Source organism: Nitrospira sp. Vd2 (assembly GCF_979581665.1).
The window spans coordinates 1-24,950 of sequence record NZ_CEFZSK010000027.1 but is presented as its reverse complement, the minus strand read 5'-3'; the positions used below and the strand labels follow the sequence as shown (position 1 = coordinate 24,950).

Sequence of the window (24,950 nt, the reverse complement as noted above, 5' to 3'; positions counted from 1 at the left end):
AGGAAGTGGCGCGTATCCAGGTCGAAGAGCCGATCTACATTCGGCCCGCAGAACGCGTGAACTGGCTGTAACCTACGCCGGTTCAAAAGTCAGGGCAGGGGGCGTTCGCTCCCTGCCCTTTCTTTTTGTGACGCGTTTCGTCTCGATCACCAATCTTTCAAGCGTCATCGATCGCGTTGTAGAATAGCCCGCATGAGTATGACCGACTGTCCCGTTGCCCTCGTCAACATGCCGTTCGGGCATTCGAAGTATCCGTCCATCCAATTGGGCACGCTCTCCGCCCTCCTGAAATCGCATGGCATCGGGGTCAAGAGCCATTACTTGAATCTCCACTTCGCCCAGCGGATCGGGGCCCCCGTCTACGATGTGCTCTGTGAGAGCCAGCTCCTGCTCGGTGAGTGGTTGTTTTCGCGGCTCCTCTTTCGCGGTAATCCCAAGCATCTGGACTACCTGCGCGACTTCAAGCCGCTGATCGAGGATACGTGCCGCAAGATCGGCTGCCCGGTGGGCTACCTCGAAGAGATCGAGCAACGACATGCCCCGCAGTTCCTGACGTGGGCGCAGACCGCCATCGATTGGGGCCAATACCGGGTCATCGGATTCACGTCGATGTTCCAACAGAACGTGGCGAGCGTCACGTTGGCCAAGTTGATCAAGGATCTCTATCCCGATGTGACCATCGTGTTCGGCGGCGCGCACTATGACGGCGAGATGGGGTTGGAGTATTTCCGCGCATTCCCTTGGATCGATTACGTCGTGGTCGGAGAGGGCGAAGATCCGTTCCCCACGCTGCTTCGACATCTGCTGGACGGGACGGGAGAGGTGCCGCCCGGTGTGGCGTGGCGTCGCGACGGCCGCGTCACGATGACGACGACGACGAAGCTGTTCAGCGACTTCGCGCAGACCGGCCCGCCGGATTACGACGATTACTTCGATCAGCTCGAGGAGATCGATCCGGGCGCGTTCAAGGGCATGAATCGAATTCTGCTCTATGAAGCGGCGCGCGGGTGTTGGTGGGGAGAAAAGCATCACTGCACCTTCTGCGGATTGAACGCGCAGAGCATGAAGTTTCGCTCCAAGTCCCCGGAGCAGGTGCGAGCCGAGCTCGATGTCCTCTCGACCCGGTACGATACGACCCGGTTCCGCTTCGTCGACAATATCATCGAGATGAAATACGTCGATCATCTGTTCGGCGCATTCGCCGCCGAGCACTACGATCTTGACGTCTTCATCGAGACCAAGAGCAATTTGAACAAGGCCCAAATCGCAACGTTGGCGCGGGGCGGCGTGACGTCGATGCAGCCGGGGCTCGAAAGTCTGAGCGTGAACCAGCTCAAGGAAATGGACAAGGGCGTGAGCCCGATGCAGAACGTCGTCGTGCTCAAATGGAGCCGCTACTACAACATCGATCTCAATTGGAACATCCTCTTGGGATTTCCCGGTGAGACCGATGATGATTACCGCCGCCAGATCGAGGTCATTCCCTCGCTGGTTCATTTGCAGCCGCCCGAAAGCGTCGGCAAGTTTTGGCTGGAGCGCTTTAGCCCGTACTTCACTCGTCCGCAGCAATACGGCATCCGGATCACCGGACCGGGTGCGGCGTACGAGTATGTCTACGACCCATCGACGATCGACCTGAACAAGATCGCCTATGACTTCGAGTATGAGATCGAGCACAGAGTCGATCCCAATCTCTATCGCGAGTTGCTCGAGGTGGCGCGAGACTGGCAGCGGCGGCACGCGGCCGCCGAGAAACCGTATCTCTATTTCCAGAAGGGATTGAGCTATATCACCGTGTACGACGGCCGCAGTGACAATGAGCCGACCCGAACTCGCTACACCGGTTTGGCGGCCCATGTACTCGATCTCTGCAACGAAGCGCCGAAGTCGATCATCGTGCTTCGCGAGAGCGCCGTACAGAAGGGCTTACTCGACACGGGCCGTCATGACGCCTTGCAGCAGGTGTTGGACGAGCTGACCGCCAAGCGCCTGCTCTACAGTGAGCGCGAGAAATACTTCTCGCTCGCGATTCCGATGAATCCACACCTCTAGTCCGACTTCTCAGCCCTCCACGAACGCTGTCCGGAGAATCTCTTCCTGCTGCTTCAAGAGTTGGTGCGCCTCCCTCATATCGACCGTTGCAAATCGGAGATGATCGCCGGGCGCGAGCTGGGCGACGAGCGGGAGGTCGACGGTGATCACCACGCCGAGAATGGGGTAGCCGCCTGTCGTTTGGCAATCAGCCATGAGCAGGATCGGCTGCCCATCGGGGGGCACTTGAAGCGAGCCGCATGCCGTGGCCTCGGAAATCATGTCGTTCGTCGGCATCCCGCTGAGCGGCGGACCGGTCAGCCGAAATCCCATCCGGTCGGAGTGCGGGCTCACGGTGTAGCGGCTCGCGAGCAGTGTTGCCGTTGCGTCCGGCCCGAGGCGATTTAGATGCGGGCCGAGGATCAATCGAACGCTCGGCTCTGCGTGATACACCGGACGCGCGTCGAGTGGAAACGCTCGACCGACGGGACGATCGGTCCTCACTGATGGCGGACCACCGACGAGCCGATCACCGGCAACCAGCGCCCGCCCACCCAAGCCGCCCATGCGGGTTCGGAGATGGGTGGAGCGGCTGCCGAGTATCGCCGGAACGGCAATGCCGCCCGCGACGCCGAGATATGTCCGTGCTCCAGACCGGCGCGCTCCGAATTCAAGCGCGGTTCCTGCCGGGATTCTCATGGCGGTCCAAAGCGGAACCGGACGGCCGTCCGCAACGGGTGAAAGATCGGCCCCGGTGAGGGCGATAACTGCTTCGCGTTCGAACAGGAGGCGAGGCCCGTTGATCGTGATCTCCAGCAGAGCGGCATCGTCGCGATTCCCGACCAACCGATTTGCCACGCGGCAGGCCGGGCGGTCCAGGGCGCCACCGACAGGAACGCCGAAGTGTTGATAACCGACACGCCCAAGATCCTGAATTGTCGTCAGCAGCCCGGGAGCGAGAACGGTAACAGAAGCAGGCGTCATGAGAACGTGTCGGGGGCTGCGATTGTCACACCGAGTCGGGACAATTCGGCGCGGATCACGGTAATCGTCCGATCCGCCTCCGGCGTATCTGCATGCAAGCAGAAGGTCTGAGCGTTGATTCGAATCTCTCGACCGTCCTCACATTCGACCAGACCGGCGCAGATGAGCCGGCGCAGTTGATCGACGATCTTGGCCTCCTCCAGCAGGACCGCCTCTGGGTCGGTTCTCGGCACTAACGTTCCATCGGCGCGATACCGGCGGTCGAGAAATGCCTCCTCGGTGACCGCCAAGCCCTTCTTCCTTGCAGCGCAAATCAACGCCGAACCGGCCAAACCGACGACCCGGAGCGCAGGGGCGAAGGCCTTTACGGCATCAGCAATGGCCGCGGCGATCACCGGGTCGCCCGCCGCCTGATTGTACAGCGCGCCGTGCGGCTTCACGTGTCGTAACTCAACTCCTTCCAGCGCCGCGATGCCGGCCAGCGCGGCGACCTGGTAGACGATCAGATTTTCGACCTCTTCGCGTGTGACCGCCATCGTGCGGCGGCCGTATCCTTCTGGGTCGCGAAACCCGGGATGCGCGCCTACTGCGATCCGATGACGCTTGGCGCATCTGACAATGCGCCGCATGGTATCGGCACCGCCGGCGTGCCACCCGCACGCGATGTTCACGGACGTCACGAGTGGGATAATGCTCTCTTCTCGGCGCAACGCGGTCTCGTCCTTGCCTTCTCCGACATCGCAATTGAGATCGATCCGTCGCTTCGCGCCGTTCATCGCCGGCCTCCGTTGAGCGATTCGAACTCATCCTGGGAGATCGGCTTGAACCGGACGCGGTCCCCAGGCTGAAGCAAACATGGATGCGGCCGGCCGGGATCGAAGAGGGCTAGTGGGGTGCGACCCAGAATCCGCCATCCACCGGGCGTTTCGAGCGGGTAGATGCCGGTTTGGGCTCCCGCGATCGCCACCGAGCCGGCAGGAACGCGTACGCGCGGCGTCGAGAGTCGCGGCATCACTAACTGTGGTGGTAGGGGAGCCATATAGGCGAAGCCGGGCAGGAAGCCCAGCATGTAGACCCGGTATTCTGACGCGCAGTGCAACGCGATGACTTCGGATTCTGTACAGTGCGCGGCGTGTGCCACATCGCGAAGGTCAGGGCCGAACTCACCGCCATATACCGTCGGGATTTCGATGAGCCGGCCGCGCCGATTATCGGGACAGATCCCGCTGCTCACGCGCTCGAGTCGGCGCTTCAGCGACGACATGGCGGTCCGCCCTGGATCGTAGTAGATCGTGACGGTGTGAAATGTCGAAACGATATCTGTCACGCCGGGCAACGAAGCCTGCCGCAGGGCCTCGGCAAGAGCCAGCACACGTTGGTTGATCGCAGGATCGATGCGATCGCCGAGGACGATCGTGAGGCCGCGATCGCCGAGGGGCGCAATGCGGAGGCTCTCAGAGGCTACACGACTCATGGCTGCGGCTGAAATCGTCCGGTGTCCGAGAGTCGCTTCTAGCACAGGCACGACGACTCTGCCTAGAACCTATCTCAAATCATCTACGCCCGGAACGAAAGTCCAGACGCCCCGACCGTGCGGCCGGCGTTGACTGTATACTTGACACGATGACAGTGATTTGAGTACAAGGGCGTCATGAGCGAGAAGAGCCGGGCTGAACCGGCGACGAACATCGAGAATCGCCTCCGGACGCTGCGCACCGCGCACGGCCTTTCTCAAGGCGACCTGGCGGCGCGAGCAGACATCACCCGTCAAGCCGTGTACGCCATTGAAACCAACCAGTATCTGCCGACCACCGCCGTGGCGCTTCGATTGGCGGCGGCGCTCGATTGTCGTGTCGAGGACCTGTTTAGTCTTGTCTCCACCGGACCGGTGATTGAAGGCGACCTGATCGGTCCATCGGTCGGTGGCGTTCACGTCCGTGTGAAGGTCGCGCACGTGGGGGATCGGATCGTTGTCCGGCCGGTGTCCGATTTAGGCGATCTCCTCACCTATACGGTGCCAGCAGATGGCCTCCTCCTCGGTCCGGCAACCGGTCAACGGCGGGGAGAGCAACGCGTGCGCGTCGAGTTGCTGCGCGACCGCCGGCTGATCGAGGAGGAAGTCGTCGTCGCCGGCTGCGATCCGGCAATTTTTCTGGTCGGCGAATATCTCCGCCAGCGTGTGGACAAGGCGTCGGTGGTGGGATGGACGATGGGCAGCGCAGCCGCTATCGAGGCCGTCAAGCGCGGCGACGTCCACATGGCGGGGATTCACGTCCAAGATGCCAAGTCGGGCGAATGGAACGTGCCGTATCTCCGGCGTCACCTCAATCTCGCCGACATGACGGTCGTCACCTTTGCGAGATGGGAGGAAGGGTTGATCGTCCGAAGCGGCAACCCGAAAGGGATTCGATCGGCCGCGGACCTTGGCCGCAAGGACGTGTCGCTCGTGAACCGTGAAATCGGTTCGGGCGCAAGGTTGTTGTTGGATGCCAAATTGGCTGAGGCCGGTATCCATCCACGTCACGTCAAGGGGTATGAGACGACCGCCAGTTCGCATCTGGACGTCGCCCGGACCGTCGCCCATGGGATGGCCGACACCGGCCTCGGCGTCCGATCGGCCGCACGACTGCTCGGCTTAGATTTTGTGCCCTTGCAAGAGGAGCGGTACGACCTCGTGATTCCCACAATTCATCTGCACCGCCATCCCGCGGTCCGTCGTTTCCTTGATGCCATGGTCGCCCGATCATTCCGTGCCGAGATCGAAGCCCTGGGCGGATACGATACTCGGGAGACGGGGAAGGTCATCGAATGGAAGGACGCTGGCGGGAAGCGAACGAGGCGTTCGGGCAAAGGAAAGGCATGATGCCGTCGACGCTAGTCGTTTCGCTATTGGTTGCCCTACTGCTTGTGGCTCCGGCGTCCGGCATGGCCACGGAGCAGTTGATCATTGCCGCGTCGCCAAGCGTGAAGGTGCCCTTGGAGACGTTGGCGCGCGCGTTCGAGGCCGAACATCCCGACGTCCGCGTCCGCGTGCATTATGACTCAGGCTTAGGGTTGCGGCAGGCGATCGCCGGCATGCAGAACTCGGGGCGGTATTTCATTGGCTCGGGCCCCGTCCATCTCATCGCGCCGGCCAGCGGTGAACTGATCGATCGCTTGGAGCAGCGGTACTACGTCTTGCCGGGCACGCGGAAGGCGTACGCCAGCGTCCCGCTCGTTCTGGTTGTTCCGGAATCCCAAGTCGAGGCACCGACCTCATTCGAGGCTCTTGCCCGGGACGGCGCGAAACGATTAGCCGTTGCCGACCCCGCCTTGACCGAGCTCGGTATCCGGACGCAGCGATTTTTGGATGCGGCCGGTCTCTCTTCGCTGATCCGTGATCGACTCGACGTGGCGCATGACGCCAAAGGCGTGGTCGACCACGTCATGAATGGAGGCGCGGACGCGGGGATCGTTTTCGGGTCAGACGCCGTGCGCGAAGCGCGTCGTGTCCGAGTCGTGGCGGCGTCCACCGAAAAGCTTCATCGCCCCATTGTGTACTCCATTGCGATGGAGCGGTTTTGTCCCAATCGTCCTCTCTGCCAACAGTTCCTCGACTTCACTCAGACCGAGACCGCCCGGGCCGCGCTACGGCCATTAGGCTACGGATCGGCGGCCGAGCCTCCCCCTCAAGCCTCACGCTCCCGCTAAGGTCGTTATGAGTTCACGACTCACAATGGGGGTCCCGGCTGCGGCAAGAGAAAGTATACTTTACAGTAATGACATCCATAACAAGAGACGCCATCGCAGCGTCCAGGCGATCCAGACAGGAGGACCGAATGCAGGCAGCCCGAGCTCGGACATCGACCTTCGTGGCTTCGCGCCTTTTAGGCGGACTTGCCGCCGTTTGTTTGCTTCTCAGCGCGTGCGCGCGTCTTCCCTACACGACGCAGGTGATTCAGGAAGACAAGCGCGTGGTCGTGATCATTCAGCGCGAGGTCGAACACAAGGGGTACACGCATCCCGTCTCATTCAAACCGGATGAGCTGAAAGCGCTCCTGGCTGGATTTTCGATCCGCGAGCAGAAGTCCGTTCCACTGCAATGGTTCTCCGAAGATGTTCCGCCGAAGAAGATCTTCCGACTGGATGAACTGGAAGCGCTCGCGCCGGCTTTGACTGAGGCCTTCGCGAAGGCCGGTCCAGATGAGCGGGTCCATTTCACGCTGCTCGCGCCCGGGCCGAATCCCAATTACGACCGTGATACGACGGCGGGCTGGCTGGTCTTCCGTGATCCCTTCTTCCATCTCGAGGTCGAGTATTTCCACACCCTGCTGCCCGTCAGGAAGATCGATCAATACGACTACAACTTTCCGCTGACCAATAAGGCGCCCGCTTCCTACCTCCTGTACTTCGAGCCGGGTCGCTTTTGGGTCGTCGATCCCGCCATCGGCAAACGCGGCGTGGATGCTCGGGCCTTCCTCAAGGCCGCCGGGTCGCCGTAACGCCGTCTCATGAAGATGGAACGAGTGAATCATGACGATATCGATAAAGGAGGATTCATGATTGCTGTGCGATGGAGAAAGAGGGGGCAGTGTTGGGCGAAGCGGCTTGGCACTGGATGCACGGCCGTTGTGCTGGCCGCCTTCCTGCTCGCCGTGCCGGCGGAGGCGGTTGAGTCAGGCCGTCTCGTGGAGAAGGATGGGAGGTACGTGTTTATCGAGAACATGGACCCCTCGATGAAATTGTTGTTAGACCGCTCCCTTCAAAACGGTCTCATTACGCAAGAGGAGTACGACAATGCCATCAAGGAATCGGAAGAACGGGCGTACTTGACCCAGTCGCCCTTCAGAGCGTGGTACGACCGTGGGTTTAACTTTTCAATGAACGATAATGCCTTTTTTCTGAAGATCCGTGCACGCGTCCAGGTTCGGTTTACCGAACGCTTTCGAAACGACGCATGGCGGAACTCGGGCGACTCCAAAAACTTTCCAGAACTCTTGGGCGTCTTCGGCGACTATCGGTCGAATCGGTCGATCGACGAAGGTTCCTCGTTTAACTTGCGTCGCGTCCGTCTCTATTTTATGGGCCACCTCTTCAATCCAGATTTGAAATATTACATCCAGTTGGCCGGTGAGACGGCGGAGAATGCGCAGAACCCTGGGTCGGTGTCGGTGCTCGATGCGAACTTAACCAGCACTCATATTCCATGGCTGAACATCCAGCTCGGGCAGTATAAGGTCTACTTCAACCGCTCGCAGATCAACTCAACGGCTTCGATGCAGTTCGCGGAGCGGGCGCTTGCGATGGATGCGTTCACAGCGAGTGGATTGAATCGCCGCGATATCGGTATCACGGTTATGAACGACGAGGAGATTTACCCGATCAACTACTACTTCGGCGTCTTCAACGGCGCGGGGCCGAACTTCAATCGATTTGGCTCGTTCAGCAGTGAAGAGCCGACCATCGATTGCCCCGGCGGCCAAACGAGCGGCAATCCGTTTCCTTCGCCCGCAAGCTGTCCGACGAGCCAGCGGAACATCAACGCGAATTTTCGTACGAACGTCGATCAGTTGATGTATGTGGCGCGGCTGCAGTGGAACATCATGGGTCGCGCCGGCTATGGAGAAGGGGACCTTGCGTATTCCGAAACGCCGCAGATGGTCGTCGGAGGTGCGTATGCCTACAATCCATCGATCAACACGAACACCGATAACGCGTTTGTCGGGATCGATTTGGCGAATTTGAATTTCCGACGGCAGCTCGCGACATTTGGCAATGGCCGGATTCTCGGGTGGGGCGTCGTCGATTTTTCAACCTGGACGTTGGACTACGCGTTCAAGTATCGCGGCTTTTCGTTCCAGGCCGAGTACTGGTTCCGGAACATCATTCGACATGATAAAGGCTTGCCCTGCATGCAGACGGCTGGAAATGGTGGCCCGTGTACCGTTCGCGCACCCGGCCTTCTCGGCAATGCGACGGGTTGGTATGCGCAGTCCGGCTATTACCTTATCCCGAGAAAATTGGAAGTCGCGGCGCGCTATGCCTGGTGGGATCCCGATACGCATTCAGGGGGAGACTTAATCAAGGAGGTCGACGTGTCATTGAACTGGTATCTCAACGACACGTATGACCATCAGATCATGATCACGTACAGTAATGTGGCGATGGGGATGGGTGGCTTTGCTCCCGGCCGAAGTAACCCGTTGCCAAGTACCGGCGGGAACCAGAATGCAGTGCCGTGCCCGGCGACCTTCCCATCCGGCTGCGTCCCGCTGGACGTGAACGCCGGGACGTTGATCGAAAATGTCATCCGGATTCAGTATCAGATTTTCTTTTGACGCCGTGGTTGTCTCAGTTTAACTCAAAGGGAGACGCTTGCCATGCTTTCTTCCCTGGACTCAGAGAAAGACCCAAACCGGGAGGCCCGCCGATACGCCTTAATAGAGGTTCAAGCTACAGCGGTGCCATGGAACGTGGTGAGAGGCACTGTGCTCTCGGTTCACCACGGATTGACGCATACCGGCTATCGCGTGCAACTGAGGGATGGCGGCGTCCTGAAGGCGCGATCGCGATCGAATCCCACTCATCAACAGACCTGGCGCGTGGGTGAGGAGGTGATCGCCAAGATTGCTCCTCCTGCCATTATCTTGTCGGTGCCGGGACAGTGTATGGTGAACGATCGGTGGAACCAGTGGGAGGGGCGGATCGTGTTGGTGCAAACGGTAGCGGCTGACTCGATCATCACGGTGAAAGTCCTTGGGGAAGGAACAACGCTGAAGTCGACGACAAGAGTGATTGGCCTCGACCGAGCGCCTCGCGTGTGGGATGTCGTCCGGATCCACATTGATCCCAGGGATGTCGTATTGCGACGGCCCTATCCGGCTGGGCCTTTGCGTCCTCGCTTGATCTCTGCGATTGAGTAGGGGCGAAATCGCGATGGTCAATCGACTTCCACACTGACAGACGATCGGTGAGGGCTTCAGTAGAAGAAGAGGCAAGGTGATCTCATGACGACTCAGAGTGTGATGCCGGCGATCGGCGGACTGCTCCGCGCGGCAATATTCTTGACAACCTTATTAGTGCCGCTCCAGGCATTTAGCGAAGAACTGAGCATCGCGGCCGCGTCCGATCTCAATTTTTCGTTCAAAGAGCTGGTCGGGGAGTTCGAAAAGAAAACGGGGCATCATGTGAAATTGTCCCTCGGCTCGTCCGGCAACTTTTACTCGCAGATCGAAAATGGCGCGCCGTTCGATTTGTATTTTTCGGCCGACATCCGCTATCCGCAGAAGTTGATCGAGAGCGGTCATGCGCTGAAGGACTCGCTGTATAAATACGCCGTGGGTCGGATTGTCCTCTGGGTCCCGAATCGATCGACGCTTCCGGTCCAAAAAGGCCTGGACGCGCTGACCGACTCGTCGGTCCGCAAGGTCTCGATCGCGAATCCCAAGCACGCGCCCTACGGCCGCGCCGCGATCGCGGCCCTTGAGCACTTCAACCTGTACGACCGGATGAAGGACAAGCTCGTGTTGGGCGAGAACATCTCGCAAGCGGCGCAGTTCGCGGAATCCGGCGCGTCTGATGCCGGGATCATTGCCCTGTCACTGGCGCTCGCGCCCACGATGAAAGCGGTGGGGAAGTATTGGGAAGTGCCGGCTGAGGCGCATCCCCCGATCGAGCAAGGCGCGGTCATCCTCGCGCATTCCAAACGTCACGAGCAGGCGAAGGCGTTTCTGGAGTTTCTCAAAGGACAGGCCGGCCGCACGATCATGCAGCGATACGGATTTGTGCTTCCGGAATGATGACTCGCCGCCTGCTCCGACTTCTCTTTCTGCTGATGGTCCCGCTCGTCGGCTGTTCGCAAGGTGCTACGCTGGTACGCGAGACTGACAACGGCGGGGTTGTGACGTTCATCTACAAAGAAGATCGCGGCGGGCCGACGTTGTCCACATATCGCAAGGACGCGATCGACATCATGAGGAAGACATGTCCGCAGGGCTACACAATCGTCAAAGAGGGCGAAACGAGAGGGGAGGCGGCCGTCTCCAGCCTTGAAGGGACGGAAGATGAGGTGACGCGGCGATGGGCATTTCAGTTCCGTTGCCAATCGCGATGACGAGGAACGGTGCGAAGGCAACGGGCAGCAGCATTCCATTCATTTCACCACGGAGGTAGCCATGAAACTCAGTGCTCGCAATCAATTCCAGGGAACCGTCACGCGGATCACGGAGGGCCAGGCGATGGCTGAAGTCGCCGTCAAGGTCGGGAACCTCGAATTCATCGCGGCGATTACGGAGGGATCGGTGAAAGGCATGGGGCTGAAAGTCAACGATCCCGTGACCGTCGCCGTCAAGGCCACCGAGGTCATGATCGGCAAGTAGGCGAGTTGCATTTTCGGCCATCCTGACCCTAGGATCGGCAGCCGGTAGGCGGCGGAGGTCGAGCGGCTGCATGAATTGGACGGCGGTCGGCATTACGTTTCAGCTCGCGGCGTTGACGGCGCTGATTCTGCTGATCGTCGGCCTTCCGCTCGCGTACTGGTTGAGTTTCTCGACGTGGCGGTGGAAATTCTTGCTCGAATCGGTGGTGGCACTGCCGTTGGTGCTGCCGCCGACCGTGCTGGGCTTTTATATTCTCGTCGCGATCGGGCCGCGCAGTCCCTTCGGCCGGCTGTACGCCGATCTCATCGGACATCCGTTGCCCTTCACCTTTGAAGGACTCCTCCTTGCCTCGGTGCTCTACAGCCTGCCGTTTGCCGTTCAGCCCTTTGTGACGGCGTTCGATCAGATCGATCGGCGACTGATCGAAGCGGCGTGGACGCTCGGCGTCTCGCGATTACGGACATTCGCCACGTTGATCGTGCCGATCGCGGCCGCCGGCGTGGTGACGGGCGTCGTCTTGAGCTTCGCTCATACGTTGGGAGAATTCGGCGTGGTGCTCATGGTCGGCGGCAATATCGATGGCGTGACGCGGACGGTGTCGATCGACATCTACGATGAGGTGCAAGCCCTGAATTACGAAGCCGCCGCGAAGACGGCGTTATTTCTTCTCGCCGTCTCCTACACCGTGCTCCTCGTCATCTATGCCGTCAATCGAAGGGTGTGGGCCGCATGGCCACAGAAGTAACAATTGACATCGAGAAGCGCGTGTCCGCGCGCTTTCACCTCGATGTGCAGTTCTCGATCCCGCTCGATCCGCCGCCTGTCCTTATCTTGTTCGGGCCATCGGGCTCAGGCAAGACCACGGTCCTACGATGTCTCGCCGGCCTCGACAGGCCGGATCGCGGCACCATTTCATTTGGCTCCTCGGTCTGGTTCGATTCCATGGCGCGGGTGTGCCTGCCGACACAGGATCGGGACATTGGATATATGTTTCAGGACTATGCCCTGTTTCCGAACTACACGGTCGCCGGCAATATTGCGTTCGGCCTGCATCGCTTGTCGCGCCCAGAACGACACGCGAGGATCGGCGCGGTCGTCGAACTCCTCGACCTGGAGGGATTGGAGGAGGCAAAGCCGTCCAAGCTCTCCGGTGGGCAACAGCAACGCGTGGCGCTGGCCCGTGCGCTGGCCCGTCATCCTCGTCTACTGCTGCTCGATGAGCCGCTCTCAGCGCTCGATGCCCCGACCCGCGTGGCGCTTCGCGGGGAGTTACGTCAGGTCCTACGACGGTCGGGAATTCCTGCCGTGCTCGTGACGCATGATTGGGAGGAGGCCTTGGCTCTTGGGGATCGGATGGTCGTGATCCAGGACGGACGCGTGCTTCAGATCGGCACACCACAAGACGTGTTCAACTTGCCGCAAAACTTGGAGGTCGCCAAGATCGTCGGAATGGAGATGGTGATCCCGGGGAGAATCGCCGCATCGTCGGATGGCCTGGTGACGGTCGAAGCCGGTGGCGTCAAGCTCACGGCGCTGCCGCCGGCGATTGCGACGGCGGAGGTCTTCGTCTGCATCAGGGCCGAGGACGTGGTGTTGGAGCCGGTCGGAAGCGGCTCCAGCAGCGCGCGCAACCGCATCACGGGGACCGTCCGAGCGCTCACGACCCTGGGTGCGTTGGTGCGCGTCGATCTCGATTGCGGGTTTGCCCTCTCGGCCATCGTGACACGGGCCGCTCAAGACGATTTGCACCTTGCGGTCGGAACGGCCGTGGTCGCCCTCGTCAAAACGGGCGCCGTGCATCTCGTGCCGCGCGAGTCGAGATAGCGGCGCCCGGTCCTTCGTCCTTCCGCCTTACTTTCTTGCCTCCGGTCATTCCGTCGGGCCGCTTCCAACTGTTGCTCTAGAAGCATCTCTCCCGCATCTATTGCACGCCACGCAGCACGATCTATCAGCGAATCATTGGAATCCCGCGAAAATCGCATGGCACCTGTTCTGCACCGTGACGACGGTGACGGTAACAATTCACCTCATCAAAGGAGAGAACAATGGCCAAATCGTTGAACGAACTGCTCAGGGTCAAGGGTGCCGTTGCCGCAGGCGAGTTTTCCGTCGACGGCAAACTGATCGAGTTCCTCGGACAAGATAACCGCCTGCCCGAGGATGTCGCAGACCTCACCGCTCAATTTGCGGCGGCCGTGAGCCAGTTGCTGGGAGCGCTAGCGGCGGCGCATACCAAGCTCAGCGGGTTCAATTGGATTCCCGAACAGGGATGGGCGTATTCCGGCGGCGAACTCACGATTGCCGTCGGGGGTCGCTACGGCGTGTTCGTGAAGACGGCGGAGGCTGATTTCAACGAGCTGTTCGAGGTCCTCATCGGTCCACGGCGATTGGCCGGGGCACGCGCGTAGGACCAGCACGTAGAGTGTCGATGTGCACTCGAAGCATGGTGGGCCGTTGGATAGCCACGGCCCACCATGCTGCTTCGTTGGGCCCGGCCGGCATGCGAGGGGTGATTGATCACGGTAAAGGAGGATCAAGATGATAGCTGATGCCATAGTGGACGGTGTAATCCACGCACAATCGTCTGTCGATGAAGCCATTCTCCGGTTGCTACGGGAGCACGGTCCGCAAACCCTGGATTATCTCGGCCAGCTGCTGCCACACGTGAATTGGCCGATGGTGTTTCTCGCCGTTGATCGGTTGAGTCGAGCCGGCACTGTCACGATTCAGCGATCGCAAGGTAGGGATTATTTGATTTCTCTGACCTCCGCCGCTCCCGCCGCCAGGACGGATGCTCGCGATGGAGCCGAACCGCATGAGGGGGCTCATGATTGGAATTGGTGAAAAGGCGCTTCCATTTCGGATCCCGGCGATCATCGACCAAGAACTGGTCTATCTGGACCCAGACCGATTCAACGGGAAGTGGGTCGCGCTGTGCTTCGTGTCGCGCCTTGGCTTGAGCGAAGCCACGGTCTTGGATCATCAAGGGAAAGCATTGGAAGAGGCGGGCGCAGTTCTGCTCGTCACGCCGACGGGGACCAAGTCCTTACAGACCCTTGAGCTTACATATCTCGATGGTGCGAGCTTCACGACGATTGCTGACCCACTCGGCCGTCTTCAACGTTTGTATGGCGGCCCGATCATTTTACCCCCAAGCCGGTGCCAAACGTTTTTTATCGATCCAGATGGGTTCTTCCGCTTATACGTTGCCCACAGCGCGAATGACTGGAGCAAAGGGGTGTTGGCCGAGGTGCTCCGAGCCTACCAAGGGCGAGAGGTTGCGGTTCAGGCATGAAACACTGTCCATGCCCACGCTGCCATGGCGACAACCTCGTTTCAAACGGCGGCTATTGGTCGTGTGGGGCGTGCCGGCTCGCCATTACGTACATGGCGTTGCGAAACGAACAGACGCGAGCCGAAGAGCACCGTGTCGCAAGGATCAGAGCGACGAGGTTTGCACGCAGGGGGACATCCGAAGAACCGATGTGAGAACCCGCTTCCGAGACATCCGCAACCTTCACGCCGCGGGCCTTGGGTCATGTAGCGCTCTTCAGCAATCCGTACCGCGCGAGTCGATCTCGTATGATGTTCCGGCTGATGCCCAGGAGGCGCGCGGTCCGGACTTGGTTGCGCTCGCAATAGTGAAAGGCCGAGCGAATGATCGCGGCATCAATGTGTTGATACAGATCCGGACGGGTTTCCTCAAACAGCTTCACGAGCACATCGTGCAACTGTTCCGAGACATCTGATGTCGTGGGCGATCCTGTGCTTCGATCAACGTGCGGTCGAGCCAGTTGGAGGTCCTCGCGGCGGACGACTGTGTCGCGGCAGACCAGCAGCGCATGGTGAATGACGTTTTCCAGTTCACGGATGTTTCCGGGCCATGGATAGCGGAGCAATCCGTCCTCGGCGCTTGGCGACAGCGTCACATGCTCGAATCCGAGGCGAGCACCGTAGATTTCGAGAAAACGATGAACCAGCGGCCGATGAGAGCCGTGGCGTCGCTCGCGGCGATCCTTTCGGCTTGGGAGACCACCGCCTTGGAGGCGGCATCTTCCACCACGAAACAACTCGCTCGGACGGAGAGCGCCAACGCGTGTGGGTCGGGCACGCTGAGCAGTCGAGGGGAGCGATGGCTCGTCATCGGTGGATCGGTTCTCTTGGCATCGGTATGAGGACGAGCCATCGTCATCGATTGCGCGCGAGATCTTCCACGGCCGCTGTCCAGAGACCCCGAGGGCTGAACAACGACTCAAAGACACGGTCCCATCCTCCAAGATCGGACAGAGTAAACAGGTCGGGAGGACGAACGAACGCGGTCACCGTCCCGGCCGCTGCGAGATGGACTGGGCGGAACCCGAAATCCGCAAACGCGCGCTGCGCCTGCTCGGTGAAGAGAAACGAGACGAACGCCTCCGCGACATCGCGCACCTGATGCCGGTCGGCGTGCCGATCGACGACGGCGACCGGGTTCTCGACCAGAATCGTCTGAGCGGGCACGAAGATCTCGTATGGCCGGCCTTCCTTGACACGTGGGATGAGCTCGTTTTCATAGGTGACGATGGCATCGCCGATTCCCCGTTCGAACGTGGTGACCGACTCCCGTCCGCTCTTGTCCATGACCTTCACGTTCCGTTGCACGTCCTTGACCAATCTCGCGGCAAATGCCTCGGCGGCGTCGTTCGAGAGGCCTTGGGTTCGCGCCAGTTTCAGTCCAGCGCCATAGATCGCCGCGATATCCCACATGGCGCCGCCCGATGTCTTCGGGCTGGGATACAAGACGTCTACGCCGGGTCGCGTGAGATCCAACCATCCGTGGATCTGTTTCGGGTTGCCGTTGCGGACGCCGATGACGACGACCGAGGTCGTCACGATGCCGTTGTGCGGCGCCTTCTTCCAGTCGGGCCCCACCAGGCCGCCTTTCACCAACTGTTGCAGATCGTTTTCGAGCGAAAGCGCCGCAACATCCGCTTCGAGTCCTCCGAGAATGGCTCGGGCTTGCGCACCGGAGGCGGCAAAGGATGCGGAGATCCGAATGGTTTCGCCCGTGCGTTGTTTCCAGTCTCGCTCGAATGCCGGAATGATTCTCTTTTCATACACCTCTTTGGGGACGCTATAGGCGGCAAGGAGCACGTGCCGGCTTTCGGCACCCTGTGCAACCCCCGTCGTGCCGAACAGAAGCAGGGCCGCCATGAGCACGATGATCGATCGCATTGTCATGACATCACCATACGAACTGGCACTCCTGGAATTCGATTCACTCCTTGTTCGCGTTCCCGAGCGGGTGCGGTGGCACCTCGGGTAACACGTCGCGATACCGGATCCTCAATTCTTCCCGTTGATCGGCGCTCAAGAGCCCGCCCTTCGAGATAACCTTGTCCAGATACTGCTCCGGCTCGAACGTCACGTTGAAGGAGCCGGATTGTGCAGGAATATCGGGCATTCTCCGGTCGTATCGGCTGATATCGGGTCCCGGTGCATGACGGTCGTGCACTTCACTCAGCACGAGGTACAGCAACGGATCGCGCACGTACAGCCAGCCGGTCGTCGTTTCTTCCTCTCCGCTTTCGGTGGCGTGGCTTAAGTGAAAGTAGACGCGGTCGAACGGCCCTGCCTGCGCCAAGGCCCGCGCAATGGCGGGCGCGAGAAAAGTAATTTCATCGTCGCGAAATGCCCGTGTGCGAGGCGCGTCACCCGACACCAGACGATGAAGGATGTTTCGCTGCTCCCAGGCGCGGAGTCCTCTGAGAATCGTGGCGACTTCAGTCGGTGCGAGAGAGAGAGGCTGTGTGCTCGCCTGTTTGGCCTCCGGGTTCGATTCCACGCGGACGATGTTGAATCCCTCTTCGGCAATGGTCGTGGTCGTTGTCGCCGGCTTTCCCGCGCAGCCTGCGATCGCGATGAAGGCGACCGGTGCCATGGCGATACGTCTGACTGTGACGGGAACCATTCTCGAAAAATATACGAGCACCATGTGGCTCATCCTCCTATCGTTGCGCGGTGTGCGGATCGTGCGATGGCCGACCGAATCCAAACGTCTGTAGGACCTCTTGGATACGGGGCGAGGTAATGAAGTCGCGAAACTCTTTCGCGGCCGACGGGTGGGTGGAGGTCCAGACGGTTGCGAGCCCGTAAACGATCGGCGCATGGGCCCCGGGTGGGACCTCCGTCAAGATTTGAACCTTGCGCTGGCGGATCGCGTCGGTGCGATACACGAGGCCGACTTCGGCCTCGCCGGACGCGACGAGGTCCAGCACGGCTCCGGAATGTTCGGCGTACACCAAGCGGGATTGGAGCGGTTCAGAAAGCTTGAGCGTCTTGAGCGACTCCCGTGCAAATTTGCCAACCGAGGACGTCTTGGGGGCCCCGACCGCAATGCGGCGAACCTCCGGATCGGTCAGTTGCCGGAGAGACGACACTCGGGTCGGCAGGGCTTCCTGGGTGATCAGCACGAGTGCGGTCTCGGCGTACACCGCTTTCGTGCCGGGTAGCGTCAATCCTTTCTTTTCAAGTTGCTCGATTTCCTCCAACGACGAAGGCAGGAAGACATCAACCGGCGCGCCTTGCGCAATCTGATCCCGCAAGGTCTGCGATGGTCCCCAGACAATGCGGACTTGAATATTTGGATGCTCTTTCTCGAAGGTCGGGACCACCCCTCGCAGCGCATCTTTCAAGCTGTTCGCAGCGGCAACGGTGAGGGTGATCGGCTCGGCGTGCGACGGCACCGCGAACAGTGCCAAGGCGAGTATCACGAATGCCGTGACACTGAGGGACGAATGAGATCGACTCATGACATGCTCCTTGATCGAATCGGCTAGAAGTAAAACTGATACTGAACGTTGATGCGATTCTCGACGAGATCGCGTCCGAATCCGGGAAGGCTTTCCCACGGTGCACGATCCGGCGCGCCACCGCCGCTGCCCATCGTGATATTGCTGTAATCGATGACGAGGCGATTGTTGTACGTGCCATCGAAGCTATAGTTGAGGGCCACGCCGAACTCTTTGACACGGTCGTGTGTCTGGAGCGTGGAGGGATCGAACACACCGTAGCGGGAGGCAATCTCCAGTTTGCGCGGGATGATGTATTTCCCGACCTGCACGTACCACCCCCATGCTTGGCCCAAATTCACCTGAGGGCCGAACGGCTGCGTCGTCGGGTCGAAGGCGATGGTCTCGCTGTCGTGGTTCCGCACGCGTTGATGACGATAGTAGCCTTCCGCCTGGAATGACCAGCCTTGATACTTCGCGATGAAATCCACCTCGTACGTTTGAAAATCATAGATGCCGCCGCCGAGGAGCCGCCCGTTGAAATTCCTCGCCACGTTTTGTCGAGACACCCGATCAACGATGTCGGAGCGGATGGAACTTAAATAGTTTTGGGCGGGGTTGTAGGCGTAGCCGGCACCGATCGCCACTTGCGGCGTCCGCGAGTTGAGGATGTCGCCTTGGCCGTAACCCGGGTTGCCGGCGAGTTTGTAGAGCAGTCGGATCGTATACATGAGCTCGCCGGTCATGAAACGTGTGTCGTAATTGTAGGTTCGCCGCAAGCTGGATGGAATGCTCGAATTGTTCGGAAGCGCCTGGCTCACCGCCGTGCCTTCATGCGTGAGGTTCGTGCCGGTTCCGTTGTAGACGCCGATCGCATAGTTGAAGCGATACCGGTCCTCGTCGCTCAGAATGTTGATGCCGATATCGCGACGATTGACGAGGTTCGCCGCGAACGCGTTTTGCACGATCATGTTGTCGGCAAAAGCCGACGTGGCAATCGGCGTGATGAGCGCGCGGTTGAACCATACCGTCTGTTGACCGACTTGGATCGTCGCCCAGGGGATATGCCAGGACGACACATAGGCATCCAGCAACTTGCATGGGAACCTCCGGTGGTCCGGTCAGCCCTGCGGAGAATGCAAAGTCGTGTGTCCTTCCAGTGATCTGGTCAGGAGCGATTGCAAGTTACGAGGTGCGCAAAAGCGTCTCGACGCGCAGCTTTTCCTTTCGTTCGATTTGGACGATGCGCGAATCGTGGATGATGATTTCCACTGATCCGTAACGAATTCCCTCGATGGCTTCGAGAATCGCCGGTCCAAGATCCTGGTGAGATCCCGGTCCCGATGCCGATACTTTCATAGCTCCTCCTGATGAGTCCTCATCGCATGATGACTTTCTTGCCCTGGTTCCAATACCAGAAGAACGAGAAGTTTGGATAAATCGAATCGATGGAGTTCTGCCCGGCGACGGTAAAGAGCACGCCGGCTGCGGCCACGATCGACTCGGTGAATCGGTACTGAATGGCCGGTTCGACCCCGATCGTCGTGAACCCGCTCTTTTGCCCGGCATTGATCGAGTGTCCGTCTGCTCGCCACGTGAGCCCGTGCAGGGTGACGAATTCGAGGTTGTAGGCGAAGCCTCGCGTGTCGTTCAAAAAGTGCTCGATGATCAGGCGGGTGTTCACGACATCCCCTGTATAGGTCGTCAGACCGTTTTGGCTGCCTGGCGCCGCGTAGGTATAGAAGACGGCGCCGTTGATGCGAATGGGTTGGAGGTTTTTGCGAAACATGATGCCCTCGGTGAATCCTAATTCACCGAATCGTGTGTTCGGTAAGCGGCCGATCGGGGAAAACCCGCCGGGCGGCTTTTCCGTGCCGGCCCATCGGCTGGTCGGCAGCACGAGTTGGTTGAACATGGTGATCGACGGGCGCCATCCGCCGGGATCTTGGATGATGGGCCGATATTTCACGATCAAGGAGGTATCACCGAGCCCCGTATTGGTCGTGACGGGACCGCCTTTGTGTTGATTGAAGGCGGCTGAATCTCTCGCCCAAAAGGCGTTGAGGGAAGCCGCAACGCCCAACTCCACATGATTTGTCAGTCCATACGTCCCATTGATGGATGGCGCGAGAGCGTAGAGATGGACCGGGCCATCTTTTCGTTCAGTGGGCAACGTGAGCCGGTTGCCGTAGCTGTGTTCTCCAATTTGAGAGAAAAGAAACGGGCGAATCGACATCTGGCCCTGGGGCTGGATGTCGACGGATTGAAGAAGGATCGGACCATGGGAAAATGGGTTCCAGCTCTTGCGATATTTTTGAATCTCCTCATCCGATGGCACCCAATCAAAGCTGTGCGCGTAGAGGGGGAACATCAACGTTGTGAAAATGAATGAGATAAGCAGCATGATCGCCATAGCCGGTCGTAATTCCTACATCGTCTATGATGTATGTCGGAATAATAGGGAAACTTCAAAAGAATGTCAACAAACTAATTAAACAATTGGAGTTGACATTGCTTCGAGCGATATGTTACCAATGGATACATGACGCCAGCGGAGCTACGAAGTGCCAGGAAAGAATTGGGTCTGACACAGGAAGAGCTTGCGAGAAAACTCGGCAGCACTCGGATGACGGTGACCCGCTACGAATTAGGCACGCGTCGGATTCCGCCGATCGTGGACGTCGTCATCAAGCAGCTACTGTCTACGCCTGTTGTGCCGATGCTCGGTGTTGTGGCGGCTGGCCGTCCGATCGAGCCGGTGCCGCAAGCCGAGTCGGTCGAAATTCCCCCGTCAATGGTCCGGAAGGGAAACGTCTTTGCTCTTCGCATCAAAGGGGACTCAATGATCGAGGAGGGCATTCTGCCTGGCGATCTGGTCGTTGTTCAGAAGCAGACCGCGGCGCGCAATGGGCAAACGATCGTCGCGTCTGTCAATGGAGAAACGACGATCAAAAAATACTATCAACGGGCGCACCATATTGAACTTCATCCGGCGAACGCGACGATGCAGCCGATCGTGGTGAAGCCGGATGACGAGTTTCAGATCGAGGGAATCCTGATCGGGGTCATTAGGCACTGTGACCAATAAGGAGGGAAGGCCATGTCGTCTGTCTCACATCAAGTACTGGGCGAGCGACTGATCGATCTGCAACGCACGGTAGAGCGGTTGACCAGCCATCTTCAGTATCTCCAACAGCAATTGGCGATGGTCCAGGGAGCGACTGAGAGACGCCGTGAACCATGGTTGTGGCGGCGGTTCAATGCATTCTGGGGTAGGGAATCGGCGCGACGATTCCGGGAAAATAGGAGGATCGGCAATGCAGCCCGTACGGTCTAGATCTCACAGCATGAATGCGGGTGCGTGTTCGGATTGCGGCAATATTTCATTTCGCCGCGTCCGGCTATTGGATCATGACACCTCATCGACGGTCGACCTCTGTCCCAATTGCTTGCCGGCATTCATGTCTCGCCAGCAGTGGACGGCGGGATGTTGCGGTTAAGGTGAGCCGATGGTGGAGGAGGCAATCTCGCTCGCCTCCTCCACGAGCCCGGAGGTCCTCAGGTAATTGGTTTGAAGGGAGCGAGATGTCTGAGATACGACAAGACAGGGCGCACGTCTTGCTCGCTCAACTGGTCGCGAGATCCGTGCATCGGCGTGAGCTATCATGCCGTGCGCGATGATCACAAGCAGTTCCCAATCGCTCTTGATACGCGAAGTGAGCGCGCGGCGATCGGGGGCGCGGTACTCAGCCGCTGTACATCCGGTCCTCTTCCATCAAGACTCTCGCCGTGACATCGCAAGCAAAGCAGATCCTACATGACTTGACCGCGTTTACCATTGCTCGTTGTCGTCTGGGCAAGTGCACCCAAGACGAGACTGACCATGACGCGTACGATCACGATTCCGATCGTTGCTTTCATTAGCTCCTGCCGAGCTTCTCTCGATTGTCCGATACTACAGTTTGCATTTTTTCCGCTGAAGCATCTGATCTGGAGATCGTTTCCTTCGAGTTCGCCATTCGATGCTCATCCTATAGGCCGGTACGCCACTACTTGTCGTCGGGTGGGGCCGTTCGACAGAGTTTCGTGTCTCCGTCGTTGTAGCGGGAAAAAAATAAGCCGAAAAATAGCGCGCGTTCTATTCCCCTGATATACTTAAGCGCTATCAAGGAGGGCTCTATGACACCGTGTTGCGTCTATGGCTGTATGGCGACCAAGGGAATTACTCAGTTGAAATCAACCGGCGCGTATTATTGTGAGAAACATCATCCAAACGGCACGATGAAGGCATCCGGCAGCCAGGCTCCGAAGCAGACAGCCAAGTAACCGCGATTCACCGTTCTAATTGGCTCCGGCCAAGGCCCTCGCCCTTAGCGTTTAGATACTTGCCGATTCAGGCAGTCTCGTACGGCATCCCCCATCTCTTGATCACGCATCATTTATTCATCAGCAATCTCTGTGATCCCGTGGCACGGAGCGCTACGAATTTGAGGTGGGACAGTCCGGGCCAATGCTGTCTCGGGACCTGTGCAGACTGGCACACGAGTTGTACTGTCTTCGAGTTGAATCCGTGGTCTGCTACTAAGACTGATTTCTAAGATTCAAGCTAAGGCATGGCTGAGGGGCGGGAGGCTTGAGTATTGGTGGCGGTGGAGGGTATCGAACCCCCGACCCGCGGCTTATGAGTCCGCTGCTCTACCAACTGAGCTACACCGCCACGCCTTGGAATTCTAAGGGTTTTTTGTCCTGTCAGCCGAACGCTCCGACTCCGAACTGTTCACCAACTGTTCACCGCGACCGTGCTTCCGCTCGTGGTGTTCCAGGAGCCTGCGCCCGGCTTCAATGAGGTCAGATCTCTTCACGATGTGGTACCGACGGTAGACGGAATCGGTCTTGTGCCCACTGATTGCCATCGCGACCTTTCTTGGCACCCCGGCATCCTCCATGTTACTCACCGCCGTTCGACGGAAGTCGTGGATTAATGCCCCACGATAGCGGCGGTTTCCAATCAAACGCCCCTTGGGATTTTCAAATCGCCCGAGTCCAGCTTTGACGCAGGCCGTTCGCCAGGAACTCTTGATGGAAGCCAGCTTTCTCCCGCTGAGGTGACAGACCCACCGGCAATCCGGATGCAGTTCGGAACTGTGTTTATACCACGCGGCGAGTACATCGTAAAGATCCCCGCCCATCGAAGCGACTCGTTCTTCTTCCGTCTTCGTAGTCTCTGACGCAAGCCGGATCTCAACGTTGCGCTTCTGATGATCGAAGTACACCTGAGGCCATTCGAGACTCATGGTCTCACCTTCGCGCGTCCCCAGCCAATACTCAATCGTGACAGGGATGCGAGTGTGCGGCGGCAGCAAGGCTCTGACCTTCATAAATTCCTGCCACGAGCGGTAGCCAGAGCGCGGAGGTGACTCTTTCAATTTGGTCCACTGTGGGACCGAGGTCACGAGCGGCGGCTTCCCCACAAGCCCCAAGCGGTACGCGCGAAGCAAGAAGGACATCCGTCTATTGACACGCGCCGGACTCAATCCGTTCTCGCGCCACCCCGTTGCCCAATTGCGAAGGTCGGTTGCACTCACTGTCTCGGCGAGCATATTCCCCGCGAAAGCGTTCCAGAAGGCGTGAAGCTGTTCTGCATTCTTGAGGGACTTGTAGTTATTTGCCTTGTAATCAGAAACGACGATTTGGGTCAGCTCTCTGAGGCCCCCATAGAAGCGTTCACGCAATGTCTGGAGCACACGGTCTGCTGTCTCCCGCGTGCCATGAACGACCTTGCGGATGTTTGGCCGGCCACGGCCCTGGTGCCACTTGATGAGATACCGCTTCTCCCCGATGCGTGTGACCGTGCCGCCTCCCGATCTGCTTCCCATGGATCCCCTACAACTGAATTGGCTCGATCAGCTGGCCTTGGAGTCAACCTGTCTTGGAACAGAACCTACTTTCTTGGCCGCCGCCGTTAACGGCGGCGGCGAATCATAGGACCTGCGCTGGCGCTGTTCCCACTGCGCGACATCGCTCGGATGGATGCGCCACCGAGGACGGCGCCCTTTCCCTAGTCTGATTCCAGGTATCCCGTCGGGTTGACCGAGCACGTCGCTGTACAGGTAGTCCGGAGTGACCCGCAGGCGTTGCGCCAGTTGCTGTACGGTCATGTACTGGTCTGCGGCCTGCTGGGCATTCGCACTGGTCGTGGTGAGTGCTTCCCCTCGAAGTGATCGCATTTTCATATGACCTTTAACCTTTAGAGAGCCTGGAACGGAGTGTGTCAATAGCCCCCCGGTAGTCGTTATGCCTGTAACAGTAGACCTCTAGAGAGCCCACGCAGGAGCTGGTGCCGTTGTCCCGGACCATCGAGCAAGCGTGGGGCCCCATGCAGGTTTTACTGGTAGAGAATGGTCCTTTTCAGATGGATCGCAGGCAGCAAGGGGGTGGCCCGCCGCATATCGATGTGACAGGACCTTTCTTTGAGTATTACTAGATGGGCAGAATGGGGTAGGGCCAGTGTTGGAGAGGAGTGTTGTTGCCTTCACTGATACCGATCGCCACTTAAGAAAGACACGACGACGATCAGAGGAGGCCTGGGGCGACACGCTGCGGGAGGACTAATCGATGGCGGCCCAGTCGTACCGAAGAAGTTCTTCCTCGCTTTTCTTCTCCTCGCACAGAGCCCGGAGGGCCAACACCGGTCGGCGAGCCCAGACGTGAAGCGTCATCCTGGTGTAACCGTTTTGACCCTCGATGCTTTGAAAGTGAACGACATACAGCCGCTGGCCTTGCTGATTGAGCCAGCCGGCCCGCCGGT

At 59.1% G+C, this 24,950-nt stretch carries 31 protein-coding genes and 1 tRNA gene; 18 read left to right on the top strand and 14 right to left on the bottom strand.

Annotated elements, in window-relative coordinates; all coding sequences use genetic code 11:
* A partial coding sequence (locus tag AC1U7K_RS11665; RefSeq protein WP_480251492.1) for a hypothetical protein occupies nt 1-187 on the top strand: 187 nt, incomplete at its 5' end.
* A 5-nt stretch (nt 188-192) separates the two neighbouring features.
* Nucleotides 193-2,052: a RiPP maturation radical SAM C-methyltransferase gene (locus AC1U7K_RS11660; RefSeq protein ID WP_480251490.1), complete on the top strand. Its 1,860-nt coding sequence runs from the start codon at nt 193-195 to the stop codon at nt 2,050-2,052.
* 9 nt (nt 2,053-2,061) lie between these two features.
* Here the strand turns inward: AC1U7K_RS11660 and AC1U7K_RS11655 are convergent, their stop codons facing one another.
* Genes AC1U7K_RS11655 through pxpB form a run of 3 tightly spaced genes read right to left on the bottom strand, consistent with a single transcriptional unit; the run spans nt 2,062 to nt 4,489 of the window.
* On the bottom strand, nt 2,062-3,015 hold the full coding sequence (locus tag AC1U7K_RS11655; protein ID WP_480251489.1) for a 5-oxoprolinase subunit C family protein: 954 nt from the start codon (nt 3,013-3,015) through the stop codon (nt 2,062-2,064).
* Nucleotides 3,012-3,791: a 5-oxoprolinase subunit PxpA gene (locus AC1U7K_RS11650; RefSeq protein ID WP_480251487.1), complete on the bottom strand. Its 780-nt coding sequence runs from the start codon at nt 3,789-3,791 to the stop codon at nt 3,012-3,014. The genes AC1U7K_RS11655 and AC1U7K_RS11650 overlap by 4 nt, the downstream gene beginning before the upstream one ends.
* A complete protein-coding gene (gene pxpB / locus AC1U7K_RS11645) occupies nt 3,788-4,489 on the bottom strand; it encodes a 5-oxoprolinase subunit PxpB (protein WP_480251486.1) in 702 nt (233 codons plus the stop codon). The genes AC1U7K_RS11650 and pxpB overlap by 4 nt, the downstream gene beginning before the upstream one ends.
* A gap of 177 nt (nt 4,490-4,666) precedes the next feature.
* Between pxpB and AC1U7K_RS11640 the strand changes: the two genes are divergently transcribed.
* From AC1U7K_RS11640 to AC1U7K_RS11580, 13 genes are all read left to right on the top strand, one after another.
* Nucleotides 4,667-5,878: a substrate-binding domain-containing protein gene (locus AC1U7K_RS11640; protein WP_480251485.1), complete on the top strand. Its 1,212-nt coding sequence runs from the start codon at nt 4,667-4,669 to the stop codon at nt 5,876-5,878.
* A complete protein-coding gene (gene modA, locus AC1U7K_RS11635; protein ID WP_480251484.1) occupies nt 5,875-6,705 on the top strand; it encodes a molybdate ABC transporter substrate-binding protein in 831 nt (276 codons plus the stop codon). Before AC1U7K_RS11640 ends, modA (AC1U7K_RS11635) begins: the two co-directional genes overlap by 4 nt.
* A 128-nt stretch (nt 6,706-6,833) precedes the next feature.
* Complete coding sequence (locus tag AC1U7K_RS11630) at nt 6,834-7,496, top strand: hypothetical protein (RefSeq protein WP_480251483.1); 663 nt, start codon at nt 6,834-6,836, stop codon at nt 7,494-7,496.
* Nucleotides 7,497-7,553: 57 nt separating this feature from the next.
* Nucleotides 7,554-9,332 carry a porin gene (locus AC1U7K_RS11625; protein ID WP_480251481.1) on the top strand — a complete coding sequence of 593 codons (1,779 nt, stop codon included), beginning with the start codon at nt 7,554-7,556 and terminating at the stop codon, nt 9,330-9,332.
* A gap of 138 nt (nt 9,333-9,470) precedes the next feature.
* Nucleotides 9,471-9,917, top strand: a complete 447-nt coding sequence (locus AC1U7K_RS11620; protein WP_480251480.1) for a hypothetical protein — start codon at nt 9,471-9,473, stop codon at nt 9,915-9,917.
* Nucleotides 9,918-10,001: 84 nt separating this feature from the next.
* The gene (gene modA / locus AC1U7K_RS11615) at nt 10,002-10,793 is read left to right on the top strand and encodes a molybdate ABC transporter substrate-binding protein (protein WP_480251479.1); all 792 of its coding nucleotides are present in this window, start codon (nt 10,002-10,004) and stop codon (nt 10,791-10,793) included.
* Nucleotides 10,790-11,107 (top strand): hypothetical protein, encoded by a 318-nt coding sequence (locus AC1U7K_RS11610; RefSeq protein WP_480251477.1) that lies wholly within the window; start codon nt 10,790-10,792, stop codon nt 11,105-11,107. The genes modA (AC1U7K_RS11615) and AC1U7K_RS11610 overlap by 4 nt, the downstream gene beginning before the upstream one ends.
* A gap of 61 nt (nt 11,108-11,168) precedes the next feature.
* Nucleotides 11,169-11,372 (top strand): TOBE domain-containing protein, encoded by a 204-nt coding sequence (locus AC1U7K_RS11605; protein WP_480251476.1) that lies wholly within the window; start codon nt 11,169-11,171, stop codon nt 11,370-11,372.
* Between the two features lie 70 nt (nt 11,373-11,442).
* The gene (modB, locus tag AC1U7K_RS11600) at nt 11,443-12,117 is read left to right on the top strand and encodes a molybdate ABC transporter permease subunit (protein ID WP_480251475.1); all 675 of its coding nucleotides are present in this window, start codon (nt 11,443-11,445) and stop codon (nt 12,115-12,117) included.
* Complete coding sequence (locus AC1U7K_RS11595; RefSeq protein ID WP_480251474.1) at nt 12,102-13,196, top strand: ABC transporter ATP-binding protein; 1,095 nt, start codon at nt 12,102-12,104, stop codon at nt 13,194-13,196. The genes modB and AC1U7K_RS11595 overlap by 16 nt, the downstream gene beginning before the upstream one ends.
* A gap of 221 nt (nt 13,197-13,417) precedes the next feature.
* On the top strand, nt 13,418-13,780 hold the full coding sequence (locus AC1U7K_RS11590; protein ID WP_480251472.1) for a DUF2173 family protein: 363 nt from the start codon (nt 13,418-13,420) through the stop codon (nt 13,778-13,780).
* 130 nt (nt 13,781-13,910) lie between these two features.
* A complete protein-coding gene (locus AC1U7K_RS11585; RefSeq protein WP_480251471.1) occupies nt 13,911-14,216 on the top strand; it encodes a hypothetical protein in 306 nt (101 codons plus the stop codon).
* A complete protein-coding gene (locus tag AC1U7K_RS11580; RefSeq protein WP_480251470.1) occupies nt 14,200-14,667 on the top strand; it encodes a hypothetical protein in 468 nt (155 codons plus the stop codon). Before AC1U7K_RS11585 ends, AC1U7K_RS11580 begins: the two co-directional genes overlap by 17 nt.
* A 241-nt stretch (nt 14,668-14,908) precedes the next feature.
* Here AC1U7K_RS11580 and AC1U7K_RS11575 read toward each other — a convergent pair whose 3' ends face one another.
* Nucleotides 14,909-15,442 (bottom strand): AAA-type ATPase lid domain-containing protein, encoded by a 534-nt coding sequence (locus AC1U7K_RS11575; RefSeq protein ID WP_480251469.1) that lies wholly within the window; start codon nt 15,440-15,442, stop codon nt 14,909-14,911.
* Between AC1U7K_RS11575 and AC1U7K_RS11570 the strand changes: the two genes are divergently transcribed.
* Nucleotides 15,359-15,547, top strand: coding sequence for a hypothetical protein (locus tag AC1U7K_RS11570; RefSeq protein WP_480251493.1), 189 nt, complete (start codon nt 15,359-15,361; stop codon nt 15,545-15,547). The genes AC1U7K_RS11575 and AC1U7K_RS11570 overlap by 84 nt on opposite strands.
* Nucleotides 15,548-15,560: 13 nt before the next feature.
* Here the strand turns inward: AC1U7K_RS11570 and AC1U7K_RS11565 are convergent, their stop codons facing one another.
* The 6 genes from AC1U7K_RS11565 to AC1U7K_RS11540 all read right to left on the bottom strand — a co-directional run bounded on the left by AC1U7K_RS11565 (nt 15,561) and on the right by AC1U7K_RS11540 (nt 20,546).
* Complete coding sequence (locus AC1U7K_RS11565; RefSeq protein ID WP_480251468.1) at nt 15,561-16,592, bottom strand: sulfate ABC transporter substrate-binding protein; 1,032 nt, start codon at nt 16,590-16,592, stop codon at nt 15,561-15,563.
* A gap of 37 nt (nt 16,593-16,629) precedes the next feature.
* Entirely contained in the window at nt 16,630-17,292 is a 663-nt protein-coding gene (locus AC1U7K_RS11560) for a hypothetical protein (protein ID WP_480251467.1), read from the bottom strand.
* A 67-nt stretch (nt 17,293-17,359) separates the two neighbouring features.
* The gene (modA, locus tag AC1U7K_RS11555) at nt 17,360-18,163 is read right to left on the bottom strand and encodes a molybdate ABC transporter substrate-binding protein (RefSeq protein ID WP_480251465.1); all 804 of its coding nucleotides are present in this window, start codon (nt 18,161-18,163) and stop codon (nt 17,360-17,362) included.
* 23 nt (nt 18,164-18,186) lie between these two features.
* Complete coding sequence (locus tag AC1U7K_RS11550) at nt 18,187-19,221, bottom strand: hypothetical protein (protein ID WP_480251464.1); 1,035 nt, start codon at nt 19,219-19,221, stop codon at nt 18,187-18,189.
* 106 nt (nt 19,222-19,327) lie between these two features.
* Nucleotides 19,328-19,501, bottom strand: coding sequence for a YezD family protein (locus AC1U7K_RS11545; protein WP_480251463.1), 174 nt, complete (start codon nt 19,499-19,501; stop codon nt 19,328-19,330).
* A gap of 19 nt (nt 19,502-19,520) precedes the next feature.
* On the bottom strand, nt 19,521-20,546 hold the full coding sequence (locus AC1U7K_RS11540) for a hypothetical protein (protein ID WP_480251462.1): 1,026 nt from the start codon (nt 20,544-20,546) through the stop codon (nt 19,521-19,523).
* A 138-nt stretch (nt 20,547-20,684) separates the two neighbouring features.
* Here AC1U7K_RS11540 and lexA point away from each other — a divergent pair, with 138 nt between their 5' ends.
* Together lexA and AC1U7K_RS11530 are read left to right on the top strand one after the other, a co-directional pair.
* A complete protein-coding gene (gene lexA, locus AC1U7K_RS11535) occupies nt 20,685-21,230 on the top strand; it encodes a transcriptional repressor LexA (protein ID WP_480251461.1) in 546 nt (181 codons plus the stop codon).
* Nucleotides 21,231-21,242: 12 nt separating this feature from the next.
* A complete protein-coding gene (locus AC1U7K_RS11530) occupies nt 21,243-21,479 on the top strand; it encodes a hypothetical protein (RefSeq protein ID WP_480251460.1) in 237 nt (78 codons plus the stop codon).
* A 1,304-nt stretch (nt 21,480-22,783) separates the two neighbouring features.
* On the opposite strand, the gene AC1U7K_RS11525 is transcribed toward AC1U7K_RS11530, so the two are convergent.
* The 4 genes from AC1U7K_RS11525 to AC1U7K_RS11510 form a co-directional block, all read right to left on the bottom strand.
* Nucleotides 22,784-22,859 (bottom strand) — tRNA-Met (locus AC1U7K_RS11525).
* Nucleotides 22,860-22,872: 13 nt separating this feature from the next.
* Complete coding sequence (locus AC1U7K_RS11520; RefSeq protein WP_480251458.1) at nt 22,873-24,018, bottom strand: tyrosine-type recombinase/integrase; 1,146 nt, start codon at nt 24,016-24,018, stop codon at nt 22,873-22,875.
* A 27-nt stretch (nt 24,019-24,045) separates the two neighbouring features.
* Nucleotides 24,046-24,375, bottom strand: a complete 330-nt coding sequence (locus AC1U7K_RS11515) for a helix-turn-helix domain-containing protein (protein ID WP_480251456.1) — start codon at nt 24,373-24,375, stop codon at nt 24,046-24,048.
* A 375-nt stretch (nt 24,376-24,750) separates the two neighbouring features.
* Nucleotides 24,751-24,950, bottom strand: a 200-nt coding sequence (locus tag AC1U7K_RS11510; protein ID WP_480251455.1) for a hypothetical protein, incomplete at its 5' end; no start/stop codon positions are given.